Raw genomic sequence first — 24,071 nt, 5'->3', positions numbered from 1 at the left:
GCCGCGGCCCCTCGTCGGTTCCGGGCCGCGGCGGGGCGGGGCGGGTCACTCGGCGGCGATGACCGAGCCCTCGTACTTCTGCGCGATGAACTCCTTGACCTTCGGGTCCCGCAGGAGCTTGCCGAGGGTGACGATGTTGGCGTCCTTCTCGTGGCCGGCGGCGACGACCAGGCCGTTGACGTACGGGTTGCCCGCGGTCTTCTCCAGCACCAGGGCCTGCGAGGCGGGCTTGAGACCGGCCTCGATGGCGTAGTTGCCGTTGATCACCGCGGCGTCCACGTCCTCCAGCGAGCGCGGGAGCTGCGCCGCCTCCAGGGGCTTGAACTGCAGCTTCTTCGGGTTGCCCGTCACGTCGCGCTCGGTGGCCGCGGTGCCCGCGCCCTCCTTGAGCGTGATCACGCCGTGGTCGGCGAGCAGCTTGAGCGCGCGGCCCAGGTTGGTGGCGTCGTTCGGCACGGCCACGGTGGCGCCGCTCGCCAGCGCCGCCAGGTCGGTGATCTTCTTGGAGTACAGGCCGAGCGGCTCCAGGTGCACCGGCGTGACGAAGCTCAGCTCGGTGCCCTTGCTGGCGTTGAAGTCGTCGAGGTACGGCTTGTGCTGGAAGAAGTTGGCCGTGAGCTGGCCCTCCTGGAGCTGCACGTTCGGCTGCACGTAGTCGGTGAACTCCACGACCTCCAGCTTGAGGCCGGCGGCCGGGGCCAGGTTGTCCTTGACGTAGTTCAGGATCTCGGCGTGCGGCACGGGGCTGGCGCCGACCTTCAGCACGGTGTCGGCCGACTCGGCGGTCTTCGCGCCGGTCTCGGCGCCGGTGGCGGGCTGCGACGTACCGCATGCGGCGAGCGACAGAGCCAGCGCGACGGCACCCACAAGGCGGTGAATTTTCATGATTTTCCTTACTTATGCGATAGGCGCCGAGCGACCCAGTCGCCCAGGCTCTGCAGGAGTTGCACGATCACGAGCAGGAGAACGACCGTCACGATCATCAGGAGCGTCTCGAAGCGCTGGTAGCCGTAGCGGACGGCCAGGTCGCCGAGCCCGCCGCCGCCGAGCGTGCCGGCCATGGCGGAGTAGCCGACGAGCGCGACCACGGTCACGGTGAGGCCCGCCACCAGGCCCGGCAGTGCCTCGGGCAGCAGCACCTTGCGCACGATGGCCGTGCGACTGGCGCCCATGGCCTGAGCGGCCTGCACGACGTCCCGGCCGACCTCCCGCAGCGCGGTCTCGACCAGCCGGGCGAAGAACGGCACCGCGCCGACGGTCAGCGGCACCACGAACGCGGCCGTCCCGATGGTCGTGCCGACCACGAGCCGGGTGAACGGGATGATCGCGATCATCAGCACGATGAACGGCAGCGACCGCCCGATGTTGACCACGAACCCGAGCGCCGACTTCAGCGCGGGCAGCGGCCGCAGCCCGTCACGGTCGAACACCACCAGCGCCACCCCGAGCGGCAGCCCGAGCACCGCGGTGAACAGCGTGGCCCAGCCGACCATCTGCGCGGTCTCCACCGTGGCCGGCCACAGCAGCGGCAGCATCTCTTCCCAGGTCATGCGGCCCTGCCTTCCCGGGTCTCCCCCGCCACCTCGACGATCAGCCCCGTGCCGCGCAGGTACGCCAGCGCCGCGCCGGCCTCGGCGCCGTCGAGCGCCACCCGCAGGCGGCCCACGGAGCCGCCGGCGAGGTCCTCGATGGAGCCGCCCAGGATGCTGAGGTCCACGTCGAACTTCCGCACCACCTCCGAGACCACGGGCTGGCGCGGGTCGCCGGTGAACGTCAGGGTCACCGAACCGGCCGGCGCGGGCTCGGGCAGCGGGAAGATCTCGCGGGTCAGGCGGGAGCCGGGCGTCTTGATGAGGTCGGCGATGGCGCCCGACTCCTCGACGCGGCCGGCGGACATGATGGCGACGGAGTCGCAGACGCTCTTGACCACGTTCATCTCGTGGGTGATGAGCAGGATCGTCAGGCCCAGCTCGGCGTTGAGCCGCTTGAGCAGGGCGAGGATCGACTGCGTGGTGGCCGGGTCGAGCGCCGAGGTGGCCTCGTCGGACAGCAGCACGGCCGGGTTGCCGGCCAGCGCCCTGGCGATGCCGACGCGCTGCTTCTGGCCGCCGGAGAGCTGGTGGGGGCGGTCCTTGCCGCGCCCTTGCAGGCCGACGAGTTCGAGCAGCTCGCCGACGCGGCGCTCGCGCTCGCGCTTCGGCACGCCCATGACCTCCAGCGGGAAGGCCACGTTGCCCGCGACCGTGCGCGAGGACAGCAGCGCGAAGTGCTGGTGGATCATGCCGATGCGCTGCCTGGCGCGGTTCAGCTCGCGGTCGCCGAGCGCGGTCAGGTCCTGGCCCGCGACGGTGACGGTGCCCGCGGTGGGGCGTTCGAGCAGGTTGACGCAGCGCAGGAGCGTGCTCTTGCCGGCGCCGCTCTGGCCGAGCACGCCGTAGATCTCGCCTTCGCGCACGTGCAGGTCGACGCCGTCGAGTGCGACGGTCGTGCCGTACTGCTTGCGCAGGCCTGAAGCCTGGATCACGGAGAATCCCCACGACTGAGGGCGGCCGCCAGCGGGGCCGCGAGAACGTACATCACCGGAGAGAGGAGGGGCCGGGGTCAGCGGGTTCCGGGGTGGAACGGCAGGTGGCTCAGCCTGCGCAGCACGAAGCCTGGTGCGATCATGACGACCTTCGAGGAGAACGGGCGGACGGGTTGCTTCTAACGGGCCGGCATTCGCCCCATACGCATGCGGCGACACGCGGCGTCCCTGGGGGCGCTGCGGCCTGTCGCGTATGCCTCGTTCACGCCGTTGCTAACAATGGCCGGAGATCCCGCTATTCCTGATCTGTTTCGTGATCTGCGTCACTTTCCGCGATCGCCCATCCCGTTTGCGCCGTCCCCGCGCCCGGGACACGGGCTCGGGGCGGGCGGGAAAAGACGACCGCCCCGCCGCACTCGGCCGAGTGCGGCGGGGCGGTGTCGCCGGGCGGTGTCGCCGGGCGGTGTCGCCGGGCGGTGTCGCCGGGGCGGGTCAGGAGGCCACGGAGGCCGCCTTCGCCGGAGTCGGGCCAAGCGGCCGAGGAGGCCGCCTTCGCCCACCGGGACCGGGTCAAGCGGCCGCGGAGGCCGCCTTCACCGGGGCCGGGTCAGGCCGCCACGGAGGAGGCGACCTTCGCCGGGGTGAGCGCGATGTCCAGGACCTCGCGCACGTCGCTGACGGTGTGGATGGTCAGCTCGTTGCGGACCTCCTCAGGCACGTCGTCCAGGTCGGGCTCGTTGCGGGCCGGGATGAGGACGGTCGTGATGCCCGCCCGGTGGGCCGCCAGCAGCTTCTGCTTGACGCCGCCGATCGGCAGCACGCGCCCGGTCAGCGAGATCTCGCCGGTCATGGCCACGTCACCGCGGACCAGCCGCCCGGACAGCAGCGAGGCCAGCGCCGTGGTCAGCGTCACGCCGGCCGAGGGACCGTCCTTCGGCACCGCGCCGGCCGGGAAGTGCACGTGCACCGAGCGGTCCTTCAGCGCGGTGACCGGCAGCTCCAGCTCCGCGCCGTGCGAGCGCAGGTAGGACAGCGCGATCCGGGCCGACTCCTTCATCACGTCGCCGAGCTGGCCGGTCAGCGTCAGGCCCGTCTCGCCGGTCTCGGGGTCGGCCAGGGACGCCTCGACGTAGAGCACGTCGCCGCCCGCCCCGGTCACCGCCAGGCCCGTGGCCACGCCCGGCACCGAGGTGCGCTGCTTGGCCTCCGGCAGCGACGACTCCGGCACGAACCTGGGCCGCCCGATGTAGTCCACCAGGTCGCCCTCGCCCACGGTCACCGGCAGCTCGTCCTTGGCCGCCACCTTGCGCAGGATCCGCGCGACCGACCGCTCCAGCGAGCGGACGCCGGCCTCCCTGGTGTATTCGGCGGCCAGCCTGCGCAGCGCCGCGTCCTCGACCGTGACCTCCTCGGGGGTCAGCCCCGCCAGCTCCAGCTGCCTGGGCAGCAGGTGGTCGCGGGCGATGGCGACCTTCTCGTCCTCGGTGTAGCCGTCGAGCGTGACGACCTCCATGCGGTCGAGCAGCGGCCCGGGGATCGCCTCCAGGACGTTGGCCGTGGCCAGGAAGAGCACGTCGGACAGGTCGAGCTCGACCTCGAGGTAGTGGTCGCGGAACGTGTGGTTCTGGGCCGGGTCGAGCACCTCCAGCAGGGCGGCCGTCGGGTCGCCCCGGTAGTCGGCGCCGACCTTGTCGATCTCGTCGAGCAGCACGACCGGGTTCATCGAGCCGGCCTCGCGGATGGCGCGGACGATGCGGCCGGGCAGCGCCCCGACGTAGGTGCGCCGGTGGCCGCGGATCTCGGCCTCGTCACGCACGCCGCCGAGCGCGACGCGGACGAACTTGCGGCCCATCGCGCGGGCCACGGACTCGCCCAGCGAGGTCTTGCCGACTCCGGGAGGGCCGGCCAGGGCCAGCACGGCGCCGCTGCGCCGGCCGCCCACCACGCCCAGGCCCTTGTCCTGGCGGCGCTTGCGCACGGCCAGGTGCTCGATGATGCGGTCCTTCACGTCGTCGAGGCCGGTGTGGTCGGCGTCGAGCACCGCGCGGGCGCCGGTGATGTCGTAGTTGTCCTCGGTGCGGTCGTTCCACGGGATGTCGAGGACGGTGTCGAGCCAGGTGCGGATCCAGCCGGTCTCAGGGGACTGGTCGGGGGTCCGCTCCAGCTTGTCGACCTCCTTGAGCGCGGCCTCGCGCACCTTCTCCGGCAGGTCAGCGGCCTCCACGCGGGCCCGGTAGTCCTCCTCCTCGCTCTCGGTGGAGTCGCCGTTGAGCTCCTTGAGCTCCTTGCGGACGGCGGCGAGCTGCTGGCGCAGGAGGAACTCGCGCTGCTGCTTCTCCATGCCCTCCTGGACGTCCTTGCGGATCGTCTCGGCGACGTCGAGCTCGGCGAGGTGGTCGCGGGACCACTCGATCAGCCGGGCCAGCCGCTCGGCCGGGTCGGCCTCCTCCAGCAGCTCGACCTTCTGCGCCGTGGTCAGCCACGGGGTGTAACCGGAGCTGTCGGCCAGCACGGAGGGGTCGTCGATCTGGTTGACCTGGTCGACCACCTGCCAGGCGCCGCGCTTCTGCAGGATGGTGGTGGCCAGCGCCTTGTATTCCTTGGCCAGCTCCTGGGCGCGCTCGCCGGGGGCGACGGTGTCGATCGTCTCGGCCTCGACCCACAGTGCGGCGCCGGGGCCGGTCGTGCCGGTGCCCACGCGGACGCGGTTGACGCCGCGCACCACCGCCGCGGGCTCACCGCCCGGCAGCCTCCCGACCTGCTCGACCACGGCCTGGACGCCGATGGCGCCATAACGGCCGTCAATCCGGGGAACGAGGAGGACCCGTGGCTTGTTGCCACCGGATGCACGGGCCGCGTCGATGGCAGCGCGCACCTCGGAGTCGGACAGGTCCAGCGGAACCACCATGCCCGGCAGGACGACCTCGTCGTCCAGCGGCAGGACCGGGAGGATCAAGCTCTCACTCATGCGAACTCCAAAGGGTTGAGTTATACCGGCTCAACTCATCGGAGCCGGGTCCTGTTCCCTTCCCTGCCGATGTTCGCTCACGGCGATCGTAATGTTGTAAGCAGGACCTGAGGGTGAGGCCGGGATCAAACCCTGGTGTGACGACGGGGCGGGGCGGCGCTCCTAAGCTTGACCAGGTGATCCTCGTCCGGCGCGCCCGCTCGCTCGGCCAGGCGATCGGCCGGTGGCGCCCGTGGCGCAGCGCCCCGGCGACCGCCCCCGCCGAGCCCGGCGACCTGCCCGCCACCCCCTCCTCCCCCGGCGAGCCCCCCGCCCGGCCAGGTGCCACCGGAACACCGCGCGCTCCCGGTGGCGACGCGAAGCCCGGGCACGAGGCGAAGGGCGAGCGACGGCCGGAGCCGGCCGACGAACGCGCGACAACGCCGCACGACGACTCGGCACGCCCGGAAGGGCCCGTTGCGCGGTTGGAAGAGGCCCGGCACGACGAGACGGCACGGCAGGACGGGCCGGCCGAGGGGTCCGGGGAGGCGCGGCGTGGCGCGGCGGTGCGGGCGGCAGGGCCGGTTGAGCGGCTGAGAGAGACGTGGCGGGAGGGGGCGGTGCGGCGGGCAGGGAACGCGGCCGTGCGGCCGTTCGCGATGGCGTTGTTCCAGGGCGACGCCGACCCGCCGCCCGGCCCGCCGCGTCTGACGGTCCCGGTGCCGCGCTGGGTCGGCGTGCTGGTGCCCGTGCGGTCCGTCGCCCTGGTCCAGGCGGCCGACCTCCTCCTGGCCGTCGTCCTCTACGGCCTCACCGTGTCCTCGACGATGGCGGGCAACATCGCGGTCGGCCTGGTCCACGCGCGCAACCCGATGGCCCCCGGCCCGGTCGCCGACCTGTTCGTCTACCTGACCGCGATCGGCGTCTCCCTGCCCGTGGCGCTGCGCGACCGGTGGCCCCTGGCGGCCTGGCGGGTCGCGGCGGTGCTGCTGCCGGTCGTCACGTGGGTGACCCTCGTCGTCGACCAGAGCAGCCCGCCCTACGGCGCGGCGACGGTCCTGATGTACCTGCTCACCATCTACTCGGTCGCGGTCCGGTGCGACCGGCGGATCACGTTCGGCGTCTGGGCGCTCACGGTCCTCACCGTCTGGATCATCCACCCCGACTCGATGTTCCTCGCCGGCGTCATCGTGTCGGTCGCGGTGCTGTTCGGCTACAACGTGCGCGTACGCCGCAGCGCCACGGCCCGGCTGGTGCAGGAGGAGCAGCGCACCCAGCAGGCCGAGGCCGCGCAGGCGGTGCTGGAGGAGCGGGCCCGCATCGCCCGCGAGCTGCACGACGTGGTGGCGCACCACATGTCGGTGATCGCGATCCAGGCCGAGGCGGTGCCGCTCAAGGCGGCGGGCGACGCGGCGCAGCTGGAGGCGGGCCTGGCGGAGATCCGGGGGCTGTCGCTGGAGGCGATCGCCGAGCTGCGCCAGGTGCTCGGGGTGCTGCGCGATCCGCAGGGGCGCACGGACACGGCGCCGCAGCCGGGGCTCGACCGGATCGACGAGCTGGTCGCCAACGCCCGTGCCGCCGGGCTGGCCGTGCTGGTCAAGCGGAGCGGGTCGCTCGGCGGGCTGCCGTCGGCGGTGGAGCTGTCGGCGTACCGGATCGTGCAGGAGTCGTTGTCCAACGTGATGCGGCACGCGGCCGGGGCGACCGTCGCGGTGGACATCGCCCGCCAGGGCGACGAGCTGCACCTGCGCATCGCCAACGGCCCCGCCCCCGCGTCCGCGACCGGCACGGCGGGCGGGAGCGGCACGGCAGACCGAAGCGGCACGGCAGACCGAAGCGGCACGACGGGCCGGAGCGACACGGCAAGCCGGAGCGACATGGCGGGCCGGAGCGACATGGCCGGCGGGAGCGGCACGATGGGCGGGAGCGGGCGGTCGGCGGCGGGAACGGGCGGGCGGGGTGGCGGGCAAGGGCTGGTGGGGATGCGGGAGCGGGCGGCGTTGCTCGGGGGCGTGCTCGACGCCGGGCCCGTGGCGGGTGGAGGGTTCGAGGTGTACGCGAGGTTGCCGATCGCGGAGAGGGAGAGCGTTTGATCCGGGTTCTGATCGCCGATGACCAGGGCATGGTGCGCACCGGATTCACGGTGTTCCTGAGTGGACAGCCGGACATCGAGGTCGTGGGCGAGGCGGCGAACGGGCGGGAGGCGGTCGAGCGGGCCGCCGCGCTGAGCCCCGACGTGGTGCTCATGGACGTGCGCATGCCGGTCATGAACGGCCTGGAGGCGACCAGGGAGCTGATGGCGCGCCAGGACGCGGCGAAGGTGCTGATCCTGACGACGTTCGACCTCGACGACTACGTCTACGAGGCGTTGCGGGCGGGGGCGAGCGGGTTCCTGCTCAAGGACGCCTCGGCCGCGCAGCTCGCCGAGGCCGTGCGGGTCGTCGCCGCCGGTGAGGCGCTCATCGCGCCGGCCATCACGAAACGGCTGATCACCGAGTTCGCCCGGCTCGGCGCGCCCCGTACGGTGGCGGGCAGGCGGCTGGACGAGCTGACCGAGCGGGAGACGGAGGTGCTGGTCCTGGTGGCGCAGGCGCTGTCCAACCAGGAGATCGCGGACAAGCTGTTCGTGGCCGAGCAGACGGTCAAGACGCACGTGGGGCGGGTGCTGATGAAGCTGGGGCTGCGCGACCGCGCCCAGGCCATCGTGTACGCCTACGAGAACGGCCTGGTCCGCCCCGGCGAGTGAAGACCCCTCCTCCGACCCGTCATCGCCCGGTGGGGCGTTTCGGTGTGGGGGTGGGCGTCGTACAGTCGGCGGATGGACCCGGTTGAGCTCTTCCATCAGGTGGCGGCCACCGTGCCCGCCTACCGCAGGTTTCTCGCCGAGCATCGGGTGGACCCCGCGACGGTCGTGACGCTCGACGACTTCGCGCGGCTGCCGATGACCACCAAGGACACCTACACCCGCCGTCATCCCCTCCCCGACCTGTGCAGGGATGGCGTGATCGGGGACCTGATCGCGGTGTCCTCGGGATCCACGGGGGCGCCGGCGTTCTGGCCGCGTTCGGTGTCGGACGAGAGGGTGGTCGCCGACCGGTTCGAGGAGGTGTTCAGGGACTCCTTCGACGCGCGCGGGCGCCGTACGCTGGCCGTGGTCTGCTTCGCCCTGGGCACCTGGGTGGGCGGCCTGTTCACCGTCAACTGCTGCCGCCACCTGGCCGAACGCGGTTACCCGATCACGGTGGTCGCCCCCGGCACCGACCGGCGGGAGATCCTGCGGGTGCTCCCCGAGCTGGCCCCGTACTTCGACCAGGTCGTCCTCCTGGGCTACCCGCCGTTCCTGAAGAACGTCATCGACACCGAGGACCTGCCCTGGGCCGACTGGGACGTCAAGCTGGTCACGGCGGGTGAGGTGTTCAGCGAGGAGTGGCGCGCGCTGGTCGCCGAGCGGGCCGGGATCGCCGACCCGGTACGCGGCATCGCCTCCCTGTACGGCACCGCCGATGCGGGCGTCCTGGGCAACGAGACCGCGCTGTCGGTCGAGCTCCGCCGGTTCCTGGCGGCGCGGCCCGGCCCGGCCAGGGAGCTGTTCGGCGAGTCCAGGCTGCCGACGCTCGTGCAGTACGACCCGGGGGTGCGCTTCTTCGAGGAGCACCAGGGCACGCTGCTCTTCTCGGGCGACAACGGCGTGCCCCTCGTCCGCTACCACATCGCCGACGAGGGCGGGGTGCTGGCGTATCGGGAGCTGCTGGACTTCGTGCGCGGGCACGGCTTCGAGACCCGGCAGGAGGGACCCGAGCGGCCCTTCGTGTACGTGTTCGGCCGCAGCCACTTCACCGTCTCCTACTACGGCGCGAACGTCTACCCGGAGAACATCGCGGTCGGGCTGGAGCAGCCGGAGGTGAGCGGGGTGGTGACGGGGAAGTTCGTCCTGGAGGCGGCCGAGGACCAGCGGCACGACCGGCACCTGACGGTGACGGTGGAGCTGATGCCGGGCGAGAAGCCCTCCGACGAGGTCGCCCAGGCGGTGGGCGCGTCGATCCTGGCCCAGCTCCTGCGGCTGAACAGCGAGTTCGCGGCCTATGTGCCGGCGGGGCGGCAGATGCCGTTCATCCGGCTGCGCGAGTCGGGCGACCCGGAGTACTTCCCTCCGGGCGCCAAGCACCGCTACACCCGTTAGCCACGGCGAACTCCCCGTGGCGGTCCCCCGGCCGCGATCCCCTGTGGCGGTTCCTCCGTGGCGGTCTCCCCGTGGCGGTCTTCCTGTGGCGGTCTTCCTGTGGCGGTCTTCCTGTGGCGGTCTTCCTGTGGCGAGGGTGGGCGGCGGCGCTTACCGTCGAGGGGTCGGAGGCACGACGGTCTCTCCCATGGCGGTGACGGCTCATGCTGGAAGATCTCGACCAGGTGCTGGCCTGGCTGGTGGCGCACCTCGTCCGGCCCACGTCCGGACTGTACGGCGAGCACGACCTTCGTCCCGGCGACCGCGATCCGGCCCCTGGCCTGCCCGCACGGTACGGCGGGCGGGACCGGCCGGAGCTGACGGACGCCACGCACGTCCGCGACCTGCACCGGGACCTGCACGAGCTGGGTTTCCTGCTCGCCCCGGGTGACGCGACGGTCTTCACGACGGCGACGGAGCTGGCGGTCATGGAGTTCCAGCGGTACGCGTCCCTGCCCGACGCCGCCGTCGAACGCGAGCCCGGCTCAGCGGCCCTCGCCGAGGCGGTCACGGCGGACGCCGTCGTCCTGCGCGCCGGGCCCGCGACCGCCTTCCCCGCCGATCCCCCGTTCCGGATCCGCATCGACGACGAGGTCCTGGAGGTGACCGCCCTCGCCCCGACCCCTCAAGGCGGCCCGCGAGGCGCGACGGATAACGGTCCTCAAGGCGAAGCGGATGGCGAGGCGAATAACGGTCCGCAAGACGGCGCGGATGGCAGGGACGTCGTGGAGCTGCGGGTGGCGCGGGGAGCGGAGGGGACGGCCGCCGCCGGGCATGCCACGGGCGCCGCCGTGGAGCTGGTGCGGTGGTCGGATCGGCTGGTCCCCGTGCCGGCCCGCTTCTACGAGCGGTACGCCGAGCCGATCACCGGCGTCGTCAACCCGTGGACCCGGTTCGTGCTGTCCCGGTGGAAGCGGCGGCGGCGGCGCTGCCCGGTCGTGGTGGAGGCGTGGGAAATGCGGCAGGGGCAGCCGGACCGGATCCACACCATCCCGGCCGCCGACGGCCGTCCGGCCCGCCGGGCCGACAACGTCTGGGGGTATCGCGAGGTCACCTCGACCGCGCCGCGCTTCTACGTACGCGACCTGACCCGCACCTGGCCCCGCCCCGCACGCCCGCCGGTCGCGCCCGCGCACCCCGAGCTGGACGTGGTGGGCGACTACCGGGTGCTCGGCGACTGGTCGGGGCCCCGGTCCTGGCCGGAGCTCGGCCACACCTGGCGGCCGGAGGGCGAGATGCTGCCCGAACACCTGCTCCCACCCCTCGCCCCGAGCGCCCCGGGGGCGGGTGGCGGGGTGCGGAGGGGGCCGACGTTGCGGGAGCTGGTGGACTCCGGGGAGCGGGCCGTGCTCGGCACGTACAAGGTGGTGCGGGCGGTGAGCGAGGTCGAGGCGGTCGGCTACTTCGACGGGCTCAACGCCTACGACCGGGCGTTCCTGTCCCTGGGCCCCTGCCACTGGACGGCGGGGCTGGCGAGCGACCCCGCCCCGGGCAGCGCCGTGGAGGGGAGCGAGTTGTGGGGGTTCGTCTCCTGGTTGAAGTCGGCGGACCGGGTGGCGTTCGCCCAGGTGTTCGGCCGGTTCGGGGTGGACGTGGCGACCGGGTGGGGCGGGAACGGGGCGGCGCTGTTCAATCCGAGCCAGCGCAAGTACACCTCCCGGCCCACCGTCCCCCGTGAGGCCGGCGGGCGGCGGGCGCTGGCCAGGGTCGAGGAGTTCGACATGTTCCGCGACTGGCACTGGTTCTACCGGCTGCAGATGGCGGCCCGTACGGCGGACGGGTTCCGGCGGGGGATGTGGCACATGGCGCGCGTGCGCATCCGCGACGTCGGCGATACGCCATGGGACGGGCCGGCCGGCGCGCCCACCTGGACGGTGCCCGACCCGGCGGCGCCGGAAGGCGCGCGCCCGGCGCGCATCAAGGACGTGATCACCTCGGAGCGGGGCGTGGCGATCGTCTACCGCTGGCACATCAGGGCGCCGGCCAACATGGTGTCGGCGGGCCCGGCCACGGAGCCGCCCGAGGTCAGGAGGGTGGGGCGGGCGGGCCCCGTCCTGCGCGCCGCCTACGAGGCCGCCGCCGCGCAGGACCCGGACGCCTTCGCCGGCACGCCCGACACCTGGGGCGACGCCGCCGAGCGGGCGCTGGTCGGGCAGTTGCGCAAGCAGGGCGGCGCGTCGGTCGACTACGTGCACGAGTGGCCGCGCCTGGCGTCGGCGAACCGGGGCTTCACGCTGCCGTACGAGCTGCTGCCGGAGGCCGCCGACGGGGGCGGCCGGCGGCTGGCTCTGGACCGGGGGTCGTTCGAGCTGGACACGCGCGACCTGCCTCCGCCCCCGCTGTGACGGCGCGGGATCAGCCGCCCCGGGCGAACGGCGACAAGAGCGACGTACAGCACCCCGATCAGGGGTCCCGGCGGACGGCCACGAGGGCGACGTCGTCCTCGCGCGCCCCGAACGCGGCCAGCATGCGCTCGGCGAACTCCTCCAGGTCGTCCTCGACGGTCTCGGCGAGCCCTCTGGCCCGCTCCAGGCTCTCGTCGAGCGGGATGTCGCGGTCCTCCACCAGCCCGTCAGTGAACAGCAGCAGGGTGCCGCCCGGCGGCAGCTTCAGCCGGTCCACCGTGTACGTCTCCGGCAGCGCCCCCAGCAGCAGGTTGCCCAGCCGGTGGTAGGCGCAGCCGGGCCCGGCGAACAGCGGCGGGATGTGCCCGGCGTTGGCCACCTCGACCTCGCCCGTGGCCGGGTCGATGAGCACCAGGCACAACGTGGCGGTCATGCGCGGATGGTAGCGGCGCATCATCTGGTTGAGCAGGTCGAGCGAGACGCTCAGGTCCACCTGCCGGATGAACGAGGCGCGCATCGCGTGCCGCAGCTCCGCCATCACGGTCGCGGCGTGCAGCGAGTGGCCCTCGACGTCGCCGATCGCGACCAGCACCCGGTCGCCGAGCGGCAGCACCTCGTAGAAGTCGCCGCCGACCTCGATGTTGTCCACGGCCGGCTGGTAGCGCATCGCCACCCGCAGCCCGGGCACCTCGGGAATGCGGGTGGGCAGCAGGCTGCGCTGCAGGGTCAGCGCGATCGCGTGCTCCTCGGCGTAGGCGCGCAGCGCGTCCACGGCCAGGGCCAGCTCCTGGGCGAGCAGGCGCAGCAGGTTGACCTCGTCGTCGTCGAGCGGCGGGTCGGCCTCCACGCCGAGGTAGACGGGCACGCGGGAGTTCTTCGTCCGGGACAGCACGCCCGTGGAGGAGCCCTCCATCTGCACGTCCGGCAGCAGGCCGCGCCACTCCTCGGCGCGCAGCGTGAACACGTGGGTGCGCATGGACTCCCGCTGCACCAGCCCGCTCAGGCGGTCCAGCAGGCCGGGCCCGGCGCTGTGGGCGGTGGCCGGTTCGCCGGGCCGGGCCCTGAAGCGGCGGGTGCGCCCGTCGGGCAGCAGCGCCAGCGTGCCGGCGAAGCGGCCGAGCAGCCTGGCCGCGCCCTCGACCGCGACGGTCAGCAGCCCGTCGAACGTCTCGGCCTCGTTGATGCGCAGCGTCACCTCGGCCAGCACGGCCAGCCGCTCGGCCATGAGCTCGGCCCGCCAGCGCGCCCGGTAGTAGCGCAGCATGGCCTCCACGGTCGCGGCGAACTCGGCGGGCTCGATCGGCTCCGCCAGGTACGCGTCCGCGCCCCGCTCCAGCCCTTCGGCGCGCTCGGCCACGGTGATGGCGTTGGCCGACACCTGCACGACGGGGATCGAGGCCGTCGCCGGGTCGGCCTTGATCCGCTCGCACACCTCGTGCCCGGGAATGTCGGGCAGCCGCACGTCCAGGACGACCAGGTCCACCTGCCGCGCGGCGAGCGTGGCGAGGGCCTCCGCGCCGCCGCCGGCCTCGATCACGTGGTGGCCGGCGCGGCGCAGCCAGCTCGACAGGATGTACCGCTTGGTCGGCGTGTCGTCCACCACCAGCACGGTCGCCGCCTCGTTCACGCCCGGCTCCCCCTCGCGCTGCGGATCGCCTGGAGCAGCTCCTCCCTGCGCAGCCCGTGCTTGGACAGCACCACCATGTCGTCGGGGGCGCGCTGCGGCGCGATGGTCACCACGACCACGGGGGTGCGGCGCAGGTCGTCGTCCTCGGTCATCCGCTGGAGCAGCACGTGCCCGTCCATGCGCGGCATGAGCAGGTCGACGAGGATCGCGTCGGGCGGGGCCACCGCCATCAGCTCCAGCGCGGCGGCGCCGTCGGCGGCCTCGTCCACGTGGACGGCGAAGCCGTACAGCATGCGGCGGGCGGTGGCGCGGAAGACCTCGTCGTCGTCGGCGATCAGCACCCGCCCCAGCTCGGGCGGGCCGGCGTAGTGCGGCAGGCGCAGCGTGGCCGCGGTGCCCCTGCCCTCCTCGCTGGTCAGCTCCAGGGTGCCGCCGAGGGCCTCGGCGAGCCTGCGCGCGTACGGCAGGCCCAGGCCGGTGCCCCTGGACCTGACCTGGAGGGTGTTGGGGACCTGGAAGAAGTCCTCGAAGACGCGGCTCAGGTGTTCGGGCGCGATGCCGATGCCGGTGTCGGTGACCGTGATGACGGCTTCGTCCCTGGCCGCGTCGAGGCGGGCGGTCAGCCGCACCTCGCCGGCCACGGTGAACTTCAGCGCGTTCGACAGCAGGTTGCGCAGGATGCGCAGCAGCATGCCCTCGTCCACGTACAGCTCGGCGACGTCGGGGGCCACCTCGTGGTGCAGCTCGACGCCGGCGCGCTCGTTCGTGGGCCGCATGGTGACGCCGAGCTGGGCGGCCATCCGCTCCAGGTCCACCCGCGAGGGCTGCGGGTCGAGGCGGCCCGACTCGGCCTTGGCCATGTCGAGCAGCTCGCTGACGAGTTCGAGCAGCGTCTCGGCGGAGCTGCCGATGAGCCGCACCTGGTGGGCCTGCTCCTCGGTCATGGGGTCGCCGCCGGGCCCGATCAGCAGCCTGACCAGGCCGATGACGGAGTTGAGCGGGGTGCGCAGCTCGTGGCTGACCGTGGCCCAGAAGCGGTTCCTGGCCTCGCTGGTCTCGCGCAGCTGGCCGGACTTCTCGTCCAGCTCGGCGTACAGGGCCACCACTCCCCTGTTGGTCTCCTCCAGCTCGGCGGAGAGCTGGTTGTACAACGCCAGCACGCCCGTGTTGGTCTCCTGCAGCTCGGCGTTGAGCCGCATCACGTCCTCCAGGGTCTCCGCCAGCTCCCTGTTCTGCTCGCGCAGCTCGTCGAGGGCGGAGACCGGGGAGAGCCGGGCCAGCTCGTCGCGCATCTTCCTGGCGTCGGCGGGTTTCAGCCGCGGGGGCAGCCGCTTGGCGAGCGTGACGCTGCTCTCGGCCACCGTGATCTCGTCCACCAGGCGGCCGGCCAGCGTCAGGCCCTCCGAGCCGGTCAGGTCCTCGCGGTGCGCGTGCCGCAGGGTGATGAGCAGGTGCCGGTCGTCTAGGGCGACCACGGCGTACGAGCCGGGGCCGAACACCTCCCTGCCGGCCTCGCTGAGCGCGGTCGCCACCCGGATCTGGTCCTGCGGCTCCAGCCCGGCCAGCTCGGCGGCGGCGCGGCCGAGGCGGCGCAGCACGAAGACGTCCTGGTCGGTGTCGAGCCGTACACGGATGAGCTCAGCGGGGGCCACGGCGCGGCCTCACCATCGTGCGCTCCTGCGGGGGGCAGGCCGTCACCGGGGCGCCGGGCGGCCGCACGGTCACCACGCAGGCGTCGTCGCGCCTGCTGCCGGCCTCGCGCATGAGCCCGGCGGCGATCACGGCGGGCGTGCGGGAGAACAGCCCCGGCAGGTTCCCCGGGTCCCAGCGCTCGGTCAGCCCGTCGGTGTGCAGGACCACGGTGGCGTAGCGGGGCAGGTCGTAGGTGTACTGGCGCAGCCGGCCGCCCTGGTGCCCGGCGATCCCCGGCACCGACACCATGCCCTGCCGCCCCTCGGCGTGCGCGACCCAGCCGGAGACGTTGCCGAGCCCGGCGAACAGCACGCGGTCGGGCTCGACGCGGGCCACCGCGACCGCGCCGCCCCGGGTGCCGTCCATGCCGGCGTGCAGGCGTTCGACGACGGCGACCGGCTCCTGCTCGCCGGCCTCCAGGAACAGCTCGACGGCACGGTACGTCGCCTGCGCCGCGTTGGGCCCGTGTCCCAGCCCGTCGCAGACCAGCACGGTGGTGACCGGGCCCGCCTGGCTGATGGCGAAGCCGTCGCCGCACTCCGTCTCGTCGCCGATGGGCCGGGTCAGGCCGCTGGCCCGCAGCGGCGGCCCGGGCGTGTGGCGGGCGGTGAAGTGCATGGCCAGCACGGTGCCCTTGCCGGGCAGGGAGTGCACGTCGTAGCCGGAGGCGATGCGGGAGATCGCGCCCAGGCCGATGCCGAGGGTGCCCGAGGTCGAGTAACCGTCTCGCAGCGCCCTGGCCACGTCGGCCATGCCGGGCCCCTTGTCCACGGCGACCAGCTCCACCGTGGCGGGCGCCTCGGGGTGGGGGCGCACCATGACGGTGCCCTCGACGGCGTGCTTGACGAGGTTGGACACGGCCTCGCTCACGGCCACGGCGGTCTGGCCGATGAGCACCTGGTCGAAACCGGCCACCTCGGCGAGCTCGACGGCCCGCCGGCGTACGGCGCCGACCGCGCTGGGGTCCTCGGCGCGGACCCAGTGGCCCGTCCGCAGGCCGTTCACCGGGCACCCGCGAGACGGAGGTCCGCGCGGTCCTCCGGTGCGCGCCCGGCGGTCAACGGGCCCACTTCGTCACCGTCACGGTCGTGCCCTTTCCCGGGGCGGAGGCCAGGTCGAACTCGTCCACGAGCCGGCGCGAGCCGCCGAGGCCGAGCCCCAGGCCGGTGCCCGTGGTCCAGCCGTCGGAGAGCGCCTGGTCGATGTCGGGGATGCCGGGCCCGTCGTCGCTGACGGTCAGCTTGAGGCCGCGCCTGGCGCCGTTGCGGACGGTCTCGACGCGGACGTCGCCGCCGCCGGCGTACACCAGGGCGTTGCGCGCCAGCTCGCTCGCGGCCGTGACGATCTTGGTCTGGTCGACGAGCGACAGGCCCACCTCCAGGGCGACGCTCCTGACCAGCCGGCGCACGCCGACGACGTCCGCGCTGCTGGCGATCGCCATGTTCTGGTCGTCCGCCATGTTCCGGTCGTCCGCCATGTTCCGGTCGTCGCTCACGACGCCGCGCTCCTGAGGTGGTCGAGTAGCGCAACCCCCTTCTCCAGGTTGAGCGCCGTGCGGACGCCGTTCAGGGAGAGCCCGAGCTCCACGAGCGTGATCGCCACGGCCGGCCGCATGCCGACGACCACGGTCTGCGCGTCGAGCATGCCGCACATGGAGGCGATCGTGGCCAGCATCCGGCCGATGAACGAGTCGACGATCTCCACGGCCGTGATGTCGATGATCACGCCCTTGGCGCCGTGCGCGACGACCGCCTCGGCCAGGTCCTCCTGGAGGGCCAGCACGCTCTGGTCCTCCAGGTCCACCTGGATGGAGACGATGAGGACGTCGCCGAGCTTGAGTACGGGGACCCGCTGCACTACACGCGCTCCGCTCGGATCGCGACGTGCGCGCCGCCCCCGCCGCTGACCTGGAAACCGGAGCGCCTGAAGGCGTGGGCGAGCGCGTCGGCCAGCGACGCCTTGGTGACGATGTCGCCGAACTCGATGCCGAGGGTGACGATGGTGTGGGCGATCTGCGGGCGGATGCCGGAGATGATGCATTCGGCGCCCATGAGCCGGGCCGCGACGACGGTCTTCAGCAGGTGCTGCGCGACCTGGGTGTCGACGGCGGGCACGCCGGTGATGTCGATGACCGCGTGCTCGGCGCCGGTGTCGACCAGCGTCTGGAGCAGCTTCTCCATCACGACCTGGGTCCTGGCGGAGTCGAGCGTGCCGACCAGCGGCACGGCCACGATGTTCTCCCAGAGTTTGACCACCGGGGTGGACAGCTCCAGCAGTTGCTCGGCCTGGTCGAGGATGATCTTCTCGCGGGCGTCGGCGTACGTCTCGAACGTGAACAGCCCCAGGTCGTCGATCAGCCGCGAGAACCAGATGAACCCGCGCGCCGCCTCGACCCCGTCGGTGTCGGCCTCGACGACCTCGTAGAGCGCCTCCTTCAGGCCGAAGACGGCCCTGGCGGTGTCGGCCGGGGCGTAGCCGGCGCGGGCCCGCGAGCGCGACAGGTCGGCCAGCAGGCCGCGGACGTCCGCGAAGTCGTCCCTGCCCTCGTCGAGGACGGACAGCAGAGCCTGGTAGATCTCGCCCAGCTCCTCGGGGGAGGCTTTGGCTATCTCGGCCCAGCGGCGGACGGCCTGCTCCTCGTGTGCGCGGAGAAGCTCTTCGACGCGTCGCCTGGCTACGTCGGCATGAACAGACAAAGATCACTCCAGAGGGCGGCTGACGTTGCTCGTATGCTAATGCCCCTTTGCGAAAATCAGGGGCTCCCATTGCCTTCGCCACACCGCCGGCCTCCCGCCCTCCCGCTCTTGACCGGGCCATTCCTGGGTACGAGGAGGGAGAGGCAGGCTTTGGTGACAAGGTGTCGTCATCAGCTTGACGTTCCAGGCCGACGTTTGTGACACTTCGTCATGAAACGCCAGCACGAGCAGAGGTGGGCCGTGACCACGCCGTTCTCCGAGACCCTGAGAAACTCCACCTGGGCCGACCACGAGTCGGCGGAGTCCGAGGGCTACCTCTCAGCGTTGATGGGCGGCCGGTTGAGCGAGCACGACTACGGCGAGATGGTCGCCCAGCACTACTTCGCCTACGTCGCCCTCGACGGGGTCTCCAGGGAGCTGGCCGGCCATCCGGTCGCCGGCCGGTTCGTCTTCCCGGAGCTGTACCGGGAGCGGGCGCTGGAACGCGACCTGGCCACCATCTACGGGGCAGGCTGGCGAGACCGGATCACGCCGTCGAAGTCCACCCGCACCCTCGTGGCCCGCATCCAGCAGGTCGCCGACTGGCCGGGCGGCTACGTGGCCCACCACTACACCCGCTACCTGGGCGACCTGTCCGGCGGGCAGTTCATCCGGATGGAGCTGCAGAAGATCTACGGCTACGGCAAGGGCGGGGGCGTCGACTTCTACATCTTCGACGAGCTGGGCAGCCTGCCGCGCTTCAAGAACGAGTACCGCTCCCGGCTCGACGTGCTGGGACTGGAGCTCGACGAGCGCGAGCGCGAGCGCATGATCGGCGAGGTGCGGCTGGCCTACCAGCTCAACGCGGAGGTGCTGGCCGAGCTCCGCCACGTCGTCAAGGCCGCCGCCTGACCCGCGACCCGCGAGGCCGGCGGGTCACCAGGTCTCCCGGTAGGGGTCGCGCAGCGGGGTGACCCGCTCCGCGTACTCGGCCTTGAGCTCCGCCAGGCGGGGGCCGGCCTCGTAGTAGCGGCCCTTCGTCTCGCCGTAGGGCCGCAGCCAGCCTCTGGCCGCCAGGTCGCGCAGGTCGCGCGCGGCCTGCCCCTGGCTCAGCTCCTCGTCCGCCTGGTAGCGGCCGCGCAGCAGCCGCCTGTTGGCGAACGCCTCGTAGAGCGCGGTCACGCAGCGGGTGTTGAGCCCTTCGGCGTCCACCCGCTCCTCCAGGTGCGTCCAGATCTCGCCGGCCTCCCTCAGCCGCGCCGCCACCCGCTGGGCCTGCATGTGGTGGGCCCTCAGGCAGAAGCGCACCCAGTCGAGGGTGTCGCCGTGCGGGCTGAAACGGCGGCGGCCGACCGCGCCGAGCACGTCGTAGTACTCGATCGTGACCCGCTGCTCGCCGAGCCACTCCTCGATGGAGCAGAACTCGGGCGTCAGGATCTGGTCGCGGCCGAGGACCAGGCTCTGCAGGGCCCGGGACATGCGGCCGTTGCCGTCGCGCCAGGGATGGATCTTCACCAGGTTGAAGTGGGCCATCGCGGCCCGGACGTAGCTCGGGGCCTCCCGGTCGCCCTCGTTGAGCCACGCGACCAGCTCGTCCATGAGCGCCGGCACGAGCTCCGCGTCCGGCCCCTCGTAGACGACCGCGCCGGAGGTGGAGTCGCGCACGTAGATGGCGGCCGGGCGCGGCACGCCGGGCGTCTTGGCCCGGTGATGGCCGATCATCATGAAGTTCAGGGCGTTGAGCAGGCCGACGTCGTAGCGGAACACCGGGGCCCTGGACAACGTCCTGATGTAGGTCATCGCCTGCTGGTAACCCGCGATCTCCTTCGCCACGGCGGCCGAGGTGTGGAGAGGCTCCTCCCCCTCCATGATCGACTGGATGTCCTCGACGCCGGCGCGGTACCCCTCGATGGAGTTCGAGCCCTGGATCGCCCGCGCCTGCAGCTGCCTGCGGAGCTGGCCGTCCCAGCGGTGGGTCTCCGCCAGCCGGTATTTGAGGTCCTGCCGCATGTCCTCGATCTCCGCCAGCACGGTCTTGTCGGCGGGTTCGAGCGCGGGCGTGCCATAGAGCATGCGGCCAGCCAAGCATGAGCGAAACATTCGGTCAAACAGATGAATGATTTGACCATTTATGTCCGTGGTGTGCGGACGTTCCGGACCGGTGCGGGGACGCGCGCGGGCTCAGCGCGGGCAGCCGGCGCCGGCGAAGGTCGCGGCCAAGGGTTCTCTGTGGCTCGACGCCTCCGGCCTGATCACATGTCAGCGACGCGTTCTGCGGAACGCCGGAGCCGTCGCGCCTACCATGGGCCTATGCCCCGTATCTCGGCCGCCACGATCGGCGAGCACCGTGCTCAGACGCGTGACCGGATCCTGCAGGCCGTCTCGCGCCTGTCGAGGGTGCAGGGCATCGACGCCATCTCCATGACGGACGTGGCCGGCGAGGCCGGCATCACCCGTACCGTCCTGTACAACTACTTTCCCGACAAGGCCACCCTGCTGCTGGCCTTCGCCGAGCGGGTGACCAGCTACTTCATCGACAGCTACGAGCGCGACCTGCCCGAGGACGCCTCGCCGGCCGACCGGATCAGGGCGTTCGTACGCCTGCAGCTCGCCGGGCTGCTCGCCCACCCGCACCCGGGCGCGGCCGACCTCGGCGCGGCGCTCGGCCCCGACGCCTACCAGCGGCTGGCCGAGCACGTCGAGCCCATGCAGCGCATCCTGGTCGAGATCCTGGAGAGCGGCATCGAGGCGGGCGACTTCCGCGCGCTCGACGTCGCGGCGGCGGCGCGGATGATCCTCGCCGTCGTGGGCGCCGAGCGGGTGCCGCTGATCAGCGGCGACGTGACGGTGGAGACGGCGGGCGAGCTGGTGTCGGAGTTCGTGCTGCGCGCCCTGGGCAACACCGGCTGAGCCGGGCCGGCGGGGCGAGAGCAGGTCTTGGCCGACGCCGGCCGGCCTGCGCCGGCGGGGGGAGGGCAGGCCCCGGGCGAGGCCGGTTGAGCTGGGGCGGCGGGGTGAGGGCCGAGGGCCCCGCGAGAGGGGCGCGGGCCGGTGGGACCATGGACGCATGACCAACCGCGCGGGGGCACTCAACGGCCACGTCGAGCTCAGGTCGGCGCGAGGCCGCTGGATCCTCGGCGCGACCGTCCTCGGTTCCGGCCTGGCGATGCTCGACAGCACCGTGGTGAACGTGGCGCTGCCGTTCCTGGGCCGCGACCTCGACACCGACGTGGCCGGCCTGCAGTGGACGATCAACGCGTACACCCTCACCCTGGCCGGGCTGATCCTGCTGGGCGGCTCGCTCGGCGACCGCTACGGCCGCCGCCGGATCTTCCTCATCGGCACCGTCTGGTTCGCCGTGGCCTCCGCGCTGTGCGGGCTGGCGCCGAACATCGAGACCCTCATCGCCGCCCGCGCGCTGCAGGGCATCGGCGGGGCGCTGCTCACGCCGGGCTCGCTGGCGATCATCCAGGCGTCCTTCGTCCGGCACGACCGGCCCAGGGCCGTCGGCGTGTGGTCCGGGCTCGGCGGCGTGGCCAGCGCGATCGGCCCGCTGCTCGGCGGCTGGCTGGTGCAGACGGCCGGGTGGCGGTGGGCGTTCCTGATCAACCTGCCGTTCGCGGCGCTGGTCGTGTTCATCACGCTGCGGCACGTCCCCGAGAGCAGGGACGAGCAGGCGGCCGGGCGGTTCGACGTGCTCGGCTCGGTGCTGGCGGCGCTGGCCCTGGCCGGGATCACCTACGGGCTGATCGAGAAGGGCGCCCCGGTGCCGCTGGTGGCGGGGCTGGCGCTGGCGACGGCGTTCGTGGTGACGCAGATCCGCAGGTCGCCGGAGGCGCTGGTGCCGGTGAGCATGTTCCGCGACCGGGTGTTCACGGCGGTGAACGTGGTGACGCTGATCATGTACGGGGCCATGGGCGTGGTGTTCTTCCTGTTCGTGGTGCAGCTCCAGGTGGTGTCCGGGTTCTCCCCCGTGGTCGCCGGCACGGCGCTGCTGCCGGCGACGATCCTCATGATGCTGCTGTCGGCCAGGGCCGGCGAGGTGGCCAAGCGCGTCGGGCCCCGGCTGCTCATGACGATCGGGATCCTGATGGCGGGCGCCGCCTTCGTGGCCATGAGCACGATCGGGCCCGGCGCGTCGTACGCGCTGCACGTGCTGCCCACGATGTGCCTGTTCGGGCTGGGGCTGTCGGCGACGGTCGCGCCGCTGACGGCGACCGTGCTGGCCTCGGCCGACGAGCGGTACGCGGGCACCGCCAGCGGCGTCAACAACGCCGTGGCCCGCACCGGCGGCCTGCTGTCCGTGGCCGCCGTGCCGCCGCTGGTGGGGCTGGTGGGCGGGGCGTTCGAGCAGCCGGCGGTGTTCGACGCCGGGTTCCGGACGGCCATGCTGATCAGTGCCGGGATGATGGTGGTGGCGGCGCTGATCACGTTCTTCACGATCACGACGAACGTGCTGGCCGTCGATGACGACGACGCCGGCGACACCGGCCCGGCCCCGGCCGCCACCCCGGCGGATCGCACGGGCGATGGCACGGCCGCCGCCCCGGACCCCGGCACGGGCACCACCCCCGGCACGGGGGCCGGTCCGGGCACCGTCCCCGGCCCCGGCACCGTCCCGGGCACGGGCCCCGGCACCGGCCGGGGATCCGGCTCCGGCGGCTGACCGCGGCGGCGCGGCTCCGGCCTCCGGACAGCGGCCCCGGCCCCCCGGACAGGGGCCGGACGCGCGTCAGAAGGTGAAGGGCTGGCTGCGGACGCTGTTGTCGAAGTTCGACAGCAGCAGCTCGGGCTCGCCGACCGAGCGGACGTCGGGCAGGCGGGTCAGCAGCTCGCGGAACATCGTGCGCATCTCCTGCCTGGCCAGGTTGGCCCCCAGGCAGAAGTGCGGCCCCGGGCCGCCGAAGCCGACGTGGGGCTTGGTGTCGCGGGTGATGTCGAAGGCGTCGGCGTCGGGGAAGACCGACTCGTCGCGGTTGGCCGAGCCGTAGAAGAGCACGACCTTGTCGCCCTTCTTCAGCTCCAGCCCGCGCAGCGAGTAGTCCTCGGTGACCGTGCGGCGGAACTGCATGATGGGCGAGACGTAGCGGACCATCTCCTCGATCGCGCCGTTGATGTGCGCGTCGAAGTCGCTCATCAGCAGCTCGCGCTGGGCCGGGTTGTCGGTGAGGAGCTTGATGCCGTGGGCCATGGTGTTGCGCGCGGTCTCGTTTCCCGCCACCAGCAGCAGCGAGAAGAACGAGCCCAGCTCCTTGTCGGTCAGCTTCTCCCCGTCGGGGTTGGCGTTGACCAGCAGGGAGACCAGGTCGCCCTTGGGATTGGCGACGCGCTCGTGACCGAGCTTGATGACCATGCGCTGCAGGGCCAGCAGGGCCAGCATGTTCTGGCCTGCCATCTGCACGCTGCGGGCCAGGCTCGGGCGCACGCCGGTGTAGGCGGTGGAGATGTCGACGTGCTGGTGGACCTTCTCGCGCAGCTCGTACGGGATGTCGAGCATGTCGCAGATGACGTGGATGGGCAGCCGGGCGGCGACCTGGGTGACGAAGTCGCGCGGGCCGTCCTTGATCACGTCGTCGACGATGCGGGCGCAGGCGGCCTCGATGTCGCTCTGCAGCCCGGCGAGCATCTTCGGGCTGAACGAGCGGGTGACGATCCGGCGCAGGCGGGCATGGCGCGGGTCGTCCATGTTGACCATCGACTCGCCGAACACCTGCTTCACCCAGCCGGGCGGCTCGGGGTTGGTGACGGCCGGCTCGCTGGAGAAGATCTTGGCGTTGCGGCTGGCCTCGACCACGTCGGCGTGGCGCACGAGGGCGTAGAAGCCCTTGCCCGAGCGGAGGAGCGGCACCTTCTTCTCCGGGAAGAACACCGGGTGCTCCAGTTGCCGGAGCCGGGCGAACGCCTCATTCCGCTCTTTGAGTGGTTTCCGCCAGAAATCCAGATCAGCGAGGTCGATGTCCACCTGTCTATCCTGGCACGTTCCCGCGCCTCCGGCGGACGGCCGGACCACCGGCCGGAAGGCGATGTGCATCCTGCCCTCCT

19 protein-coding genes are annotated in these 24,071 nt (G+C 72.6%); 7 read left to right on the top strand and 12 right to left on the bottom strand.

Going from position 1 to position 24,071, the window contains the following annotated elements:
* Positions 1-45: 45 nt before the first annotated feature.
* The 4 genes from IO39_RS46670 to lon form a co-directional block, all read right to left on the bottom strand.
* On the bottom strand, positions 46-885 hold the full coding sequence (locus IO39_RS46670; RefSeq protein WP_043639267.1) for a MetQ/NlpA family ABC transporter substrate-binding protein: 840 nt from the start codon (positions 883-885) through the stop codon (positions 46-48).
* A gap of 8 nt (positions 886-893) precedes the next feature.
* Positions 894-1,550 (bottom strand): methionine ABC transporter permease, encoded by a 657-nt coding sequence (locus tag IO39_RS46665; RefSeq protein WP_043639264.1) that lies wholly within the window; start codon positions 1,548-1,550, stop codon positions 894-896.
* Positions 1,547-2,524: a methionine ABC transporter ATP-binding protein gene (locus IO39_RS46660; protein WP_052424245.1), complete on the bottom strand. Its 978-nt coding sequence runs from the start codon at positions 2,522-2,524 to the stop codon at positions 1,547-1,549. The genes IO39_RS46665 and IO39_RS46660 overlap by 4 nt, the downstream gene beginning before the upstream one ends.
* A 607-nt stretch (positions 2,525-3,131) precedes the next feature.
* Positions 3,132-5,492: an endopeptidase La gene (gene lon / locus IO39_RS46655; protein WP_043639261.1), complete on the bottom strand. Its 2,361-nt coding sequence runs from the start codon at positions 5,490-5,492 to the stop codon at positions 3,132-3,134.
* 176 nt (positions 5,493-5,668) lie between these two features.
* Between lon and IO39_RS51715 the strand changes: the two genes are divergently transcribed.
* The 4 genes from IO39_RS51715 (at position 5,669) to IO39_RS46635 (ending at position 12,035) form a co-directional block, all read left to right on the top strand.
* Complete coding sequence (locus tag IO39_RS51715; protein WP_157549887.1) at positions 5,669-7,564, top strand: histidine kinase; 1,896 nt, start codon at positions 5,669-5,671, stop codon at positions 7,562-7,564.
* A complete protein-coding gene (locus IO39_RS46645; RefSeq protein WP_043639258.1) occupies positions 7,561-8,217 on the top strand; it encodes a response regulator in 657 nt (218 codons plus the stop codon). Before IO39_RS51715 ends, IO39_RS46645 begins: the two co-directional genes overlap by 4 nt.
* A 72-nt stretch (positions 8,218-8,289) precedes the next feature.
* Complete coding sequence (locus IO39_RS46640; protein ID WP_043639256.1) at positions 8,290-9,651, top strand: phenylacetate--CoA ligase family protein; 1,362 nt, start codon at positions 8,290-8,292, stop codon at positions 9,649-9,651.
* Positions 9,652-9,854: 203 nt separating this feature from the next.
* Positions 9,855-12,035: a peptidoglycan-binding domain-containing protein gene (locus IO39_RS46635; RefSeq protein ID WP_043639253.1), complete on the top strand. Its 2,181-nt coding sequence runs from the start codon at positions 9,855-9,857 to the stop codon at positions 12,033-12,035.
* Positions 12,036-12,093: 58 nt separating this feature from the next.
* On the opposite strand, the gene IO39_RS46630 is transcribed toward IO39_RS46635, so the two are convergent.
* From IO39_RS46630 to IO39_RS46605, 6 genes are read right to left on the bottom strand one after another with little or no spacing between them, the layout of a single operon-like run.
* On the bottom strand, positions 12,094-13,662 hold the full coding sequence (locus IO39_RS46630) for a fused response regulator/phosphatase (RefSeq protein ID WP_043639250.1): 1,569 nt from the start codon (positions 13,660-13,662) through the stop codon (positions 12,094-12,096).
* On the bottom strand, positions 13,659-15,314 hold the full coding sequence (locus IO39_RS46625; protein ID WP_043639247.1) for an ATP-binding response regulator: 1,656 nt from the start codon (positions 15,312-15,314) through the stop codon (positions 13,659-13,661). The genes IO39_RS46630 and IO39_RS46625 overlap by 4 nt, the downstream gene beginning before the upstream one ends.
* On the bottom strand, positions 15,301-16,359 hold the full coding sequence (locus tag IO39_RS46620) for an ATP-binding SpoIIE family protein phosphatase (RefSeq protein ID WP_063765474.1): 1,059 nt from the start codon (positions 16,357-16,359) through the stop codon (positions 15,301-15,303). Before IO39_RS46620 ends, IO39_RS46625 begins: the two co-directional genes overlap by 14 nt.
* Before the next feature lie 52 nt (positions 16,360-16,411).
* Positions 16,412-16,813, bottom strand: a complete 402-nt coding sequence (locus tag IO39_RS46615) for an anti-sigma regulatory factor (protein WP_043639921.1) — start codon at positions 16,811-16,813, stop codon at positions 16,412-16,414.
* A 32-nt stretch (positions 16,814-16,845) separates the two neighbouring features.
* A complete protein-coding gene (locus IO39_RS46610) occupies positions 16,846-17,211 on the bottom strand; it encodes an STAS domain-containing protein (RefSeq protein WP_043639245.1) in 366 nt (121 codons plus the stop codon).
* Positions 17,211-18,050 carry an STAS domain-containing protein gene (locus tag IO39_RS46605; RefSeq protein WP_043639242.1) on the bottom strand — a complete coding sequence of 280 codons (840 nt, stop codon included), beginning with the start codon at positions 18,048-18,050 and terminating at the stop codon, positions 17,211-17,213. The genes IO39_RS46610 and IO39_RS46605 overlap by 1 nt, the downstream gene beginning before the upstream one ends.
* 210 nt (positions 18,051-18,260) lie before the next feature.
* Here IO39_RS46605 and IO39_RS46600 point away from each other — a divergent pair, with 210 nt between their 5' ends.
* Positions 18,261-18,941 carry a biliverdin-producing heme oxygenase gene (locus IO39_RS46600; RefSeq protein WP_052424243.1) on the top strand — a complete coding sequence of 227 codons (681 nt, stop codon included), beginning with the start codon at positions 18,261-18,263 and terminating at the stop codon, positions 18,939-18,941.
* A 24-nt stretch (positions 18,942-18,965) separates the two neighbouring features.
* On the opposite strand, the gene IO39_RS46595 is transcribed toward IO39_RS46600, so the two are convergent.
* Positions 18,966-20,102, bottom strand: coding sequence for a Fic family protein (locus IO39_RS46595; protein WP_043639236.1), 1,137 nt, complete (start codon positions 20,100-20,102; stop codon positions 18,966-18,968).
* A gap of 237 nt (positions 20,103-20,339) precedes the next feature.
* On the opposite strand from IO39_RS46595, the gene IO39_RS46590 reads away from it, so the two are divergent.
* Positions 20,340-20,939: a TetR/AcrR family transcriptional regulator gene (locus tag IO39_RS46590; protein WP_043639233.1), complete on the top strand. Its 600-nt coding sequence runs from the start codon at positions 20,340-20,342 to the stop codon at positions 20,937-20,939.
* 157 nt (positions 20,940-21,096) lie between these two features.
* Positions 21,097-22,695: an MFS transporter gene (locus tag IO39_RS46585; protein ID WP_245642646.1), complete on the top strand. Its 1,599-nt coding sequence runs from the start codon at positions 21,097-21,099 to the stop codon at positions 22,693-22,695.
* A gap of 66 nt (positions 22,696-22,761) precedes the next feature.
* On the opposite strand, the gene IO39_RS46580 is transcribed toward IO39_RS46585, so the two are convergent.
* Complete coding sequence (locus IO39_RS46580) at positions 22,762-23,991, bottom strand: cytochrome P450 (protein ID WP_043639230.1); 1,230 nt, start codon at positions 23,989-23,991, stop codon at positions 22,762-22,764.
* Positions 23,992-24,071 lie beyond the last annotated feature (80 nt).

The organism is Nonomuraea candida (assembly GCF_000725485.1).
Taxonomy (GTDB): Bacteria; Actinomycetota; Actinomycetes; order Streptosporangiales; family Streptosporangiaceae; genus Nonomuraea; species Nonomuraea candida.
This window is presented reverse-complemented; position numbering and strand designations above follow the sequence as displayed.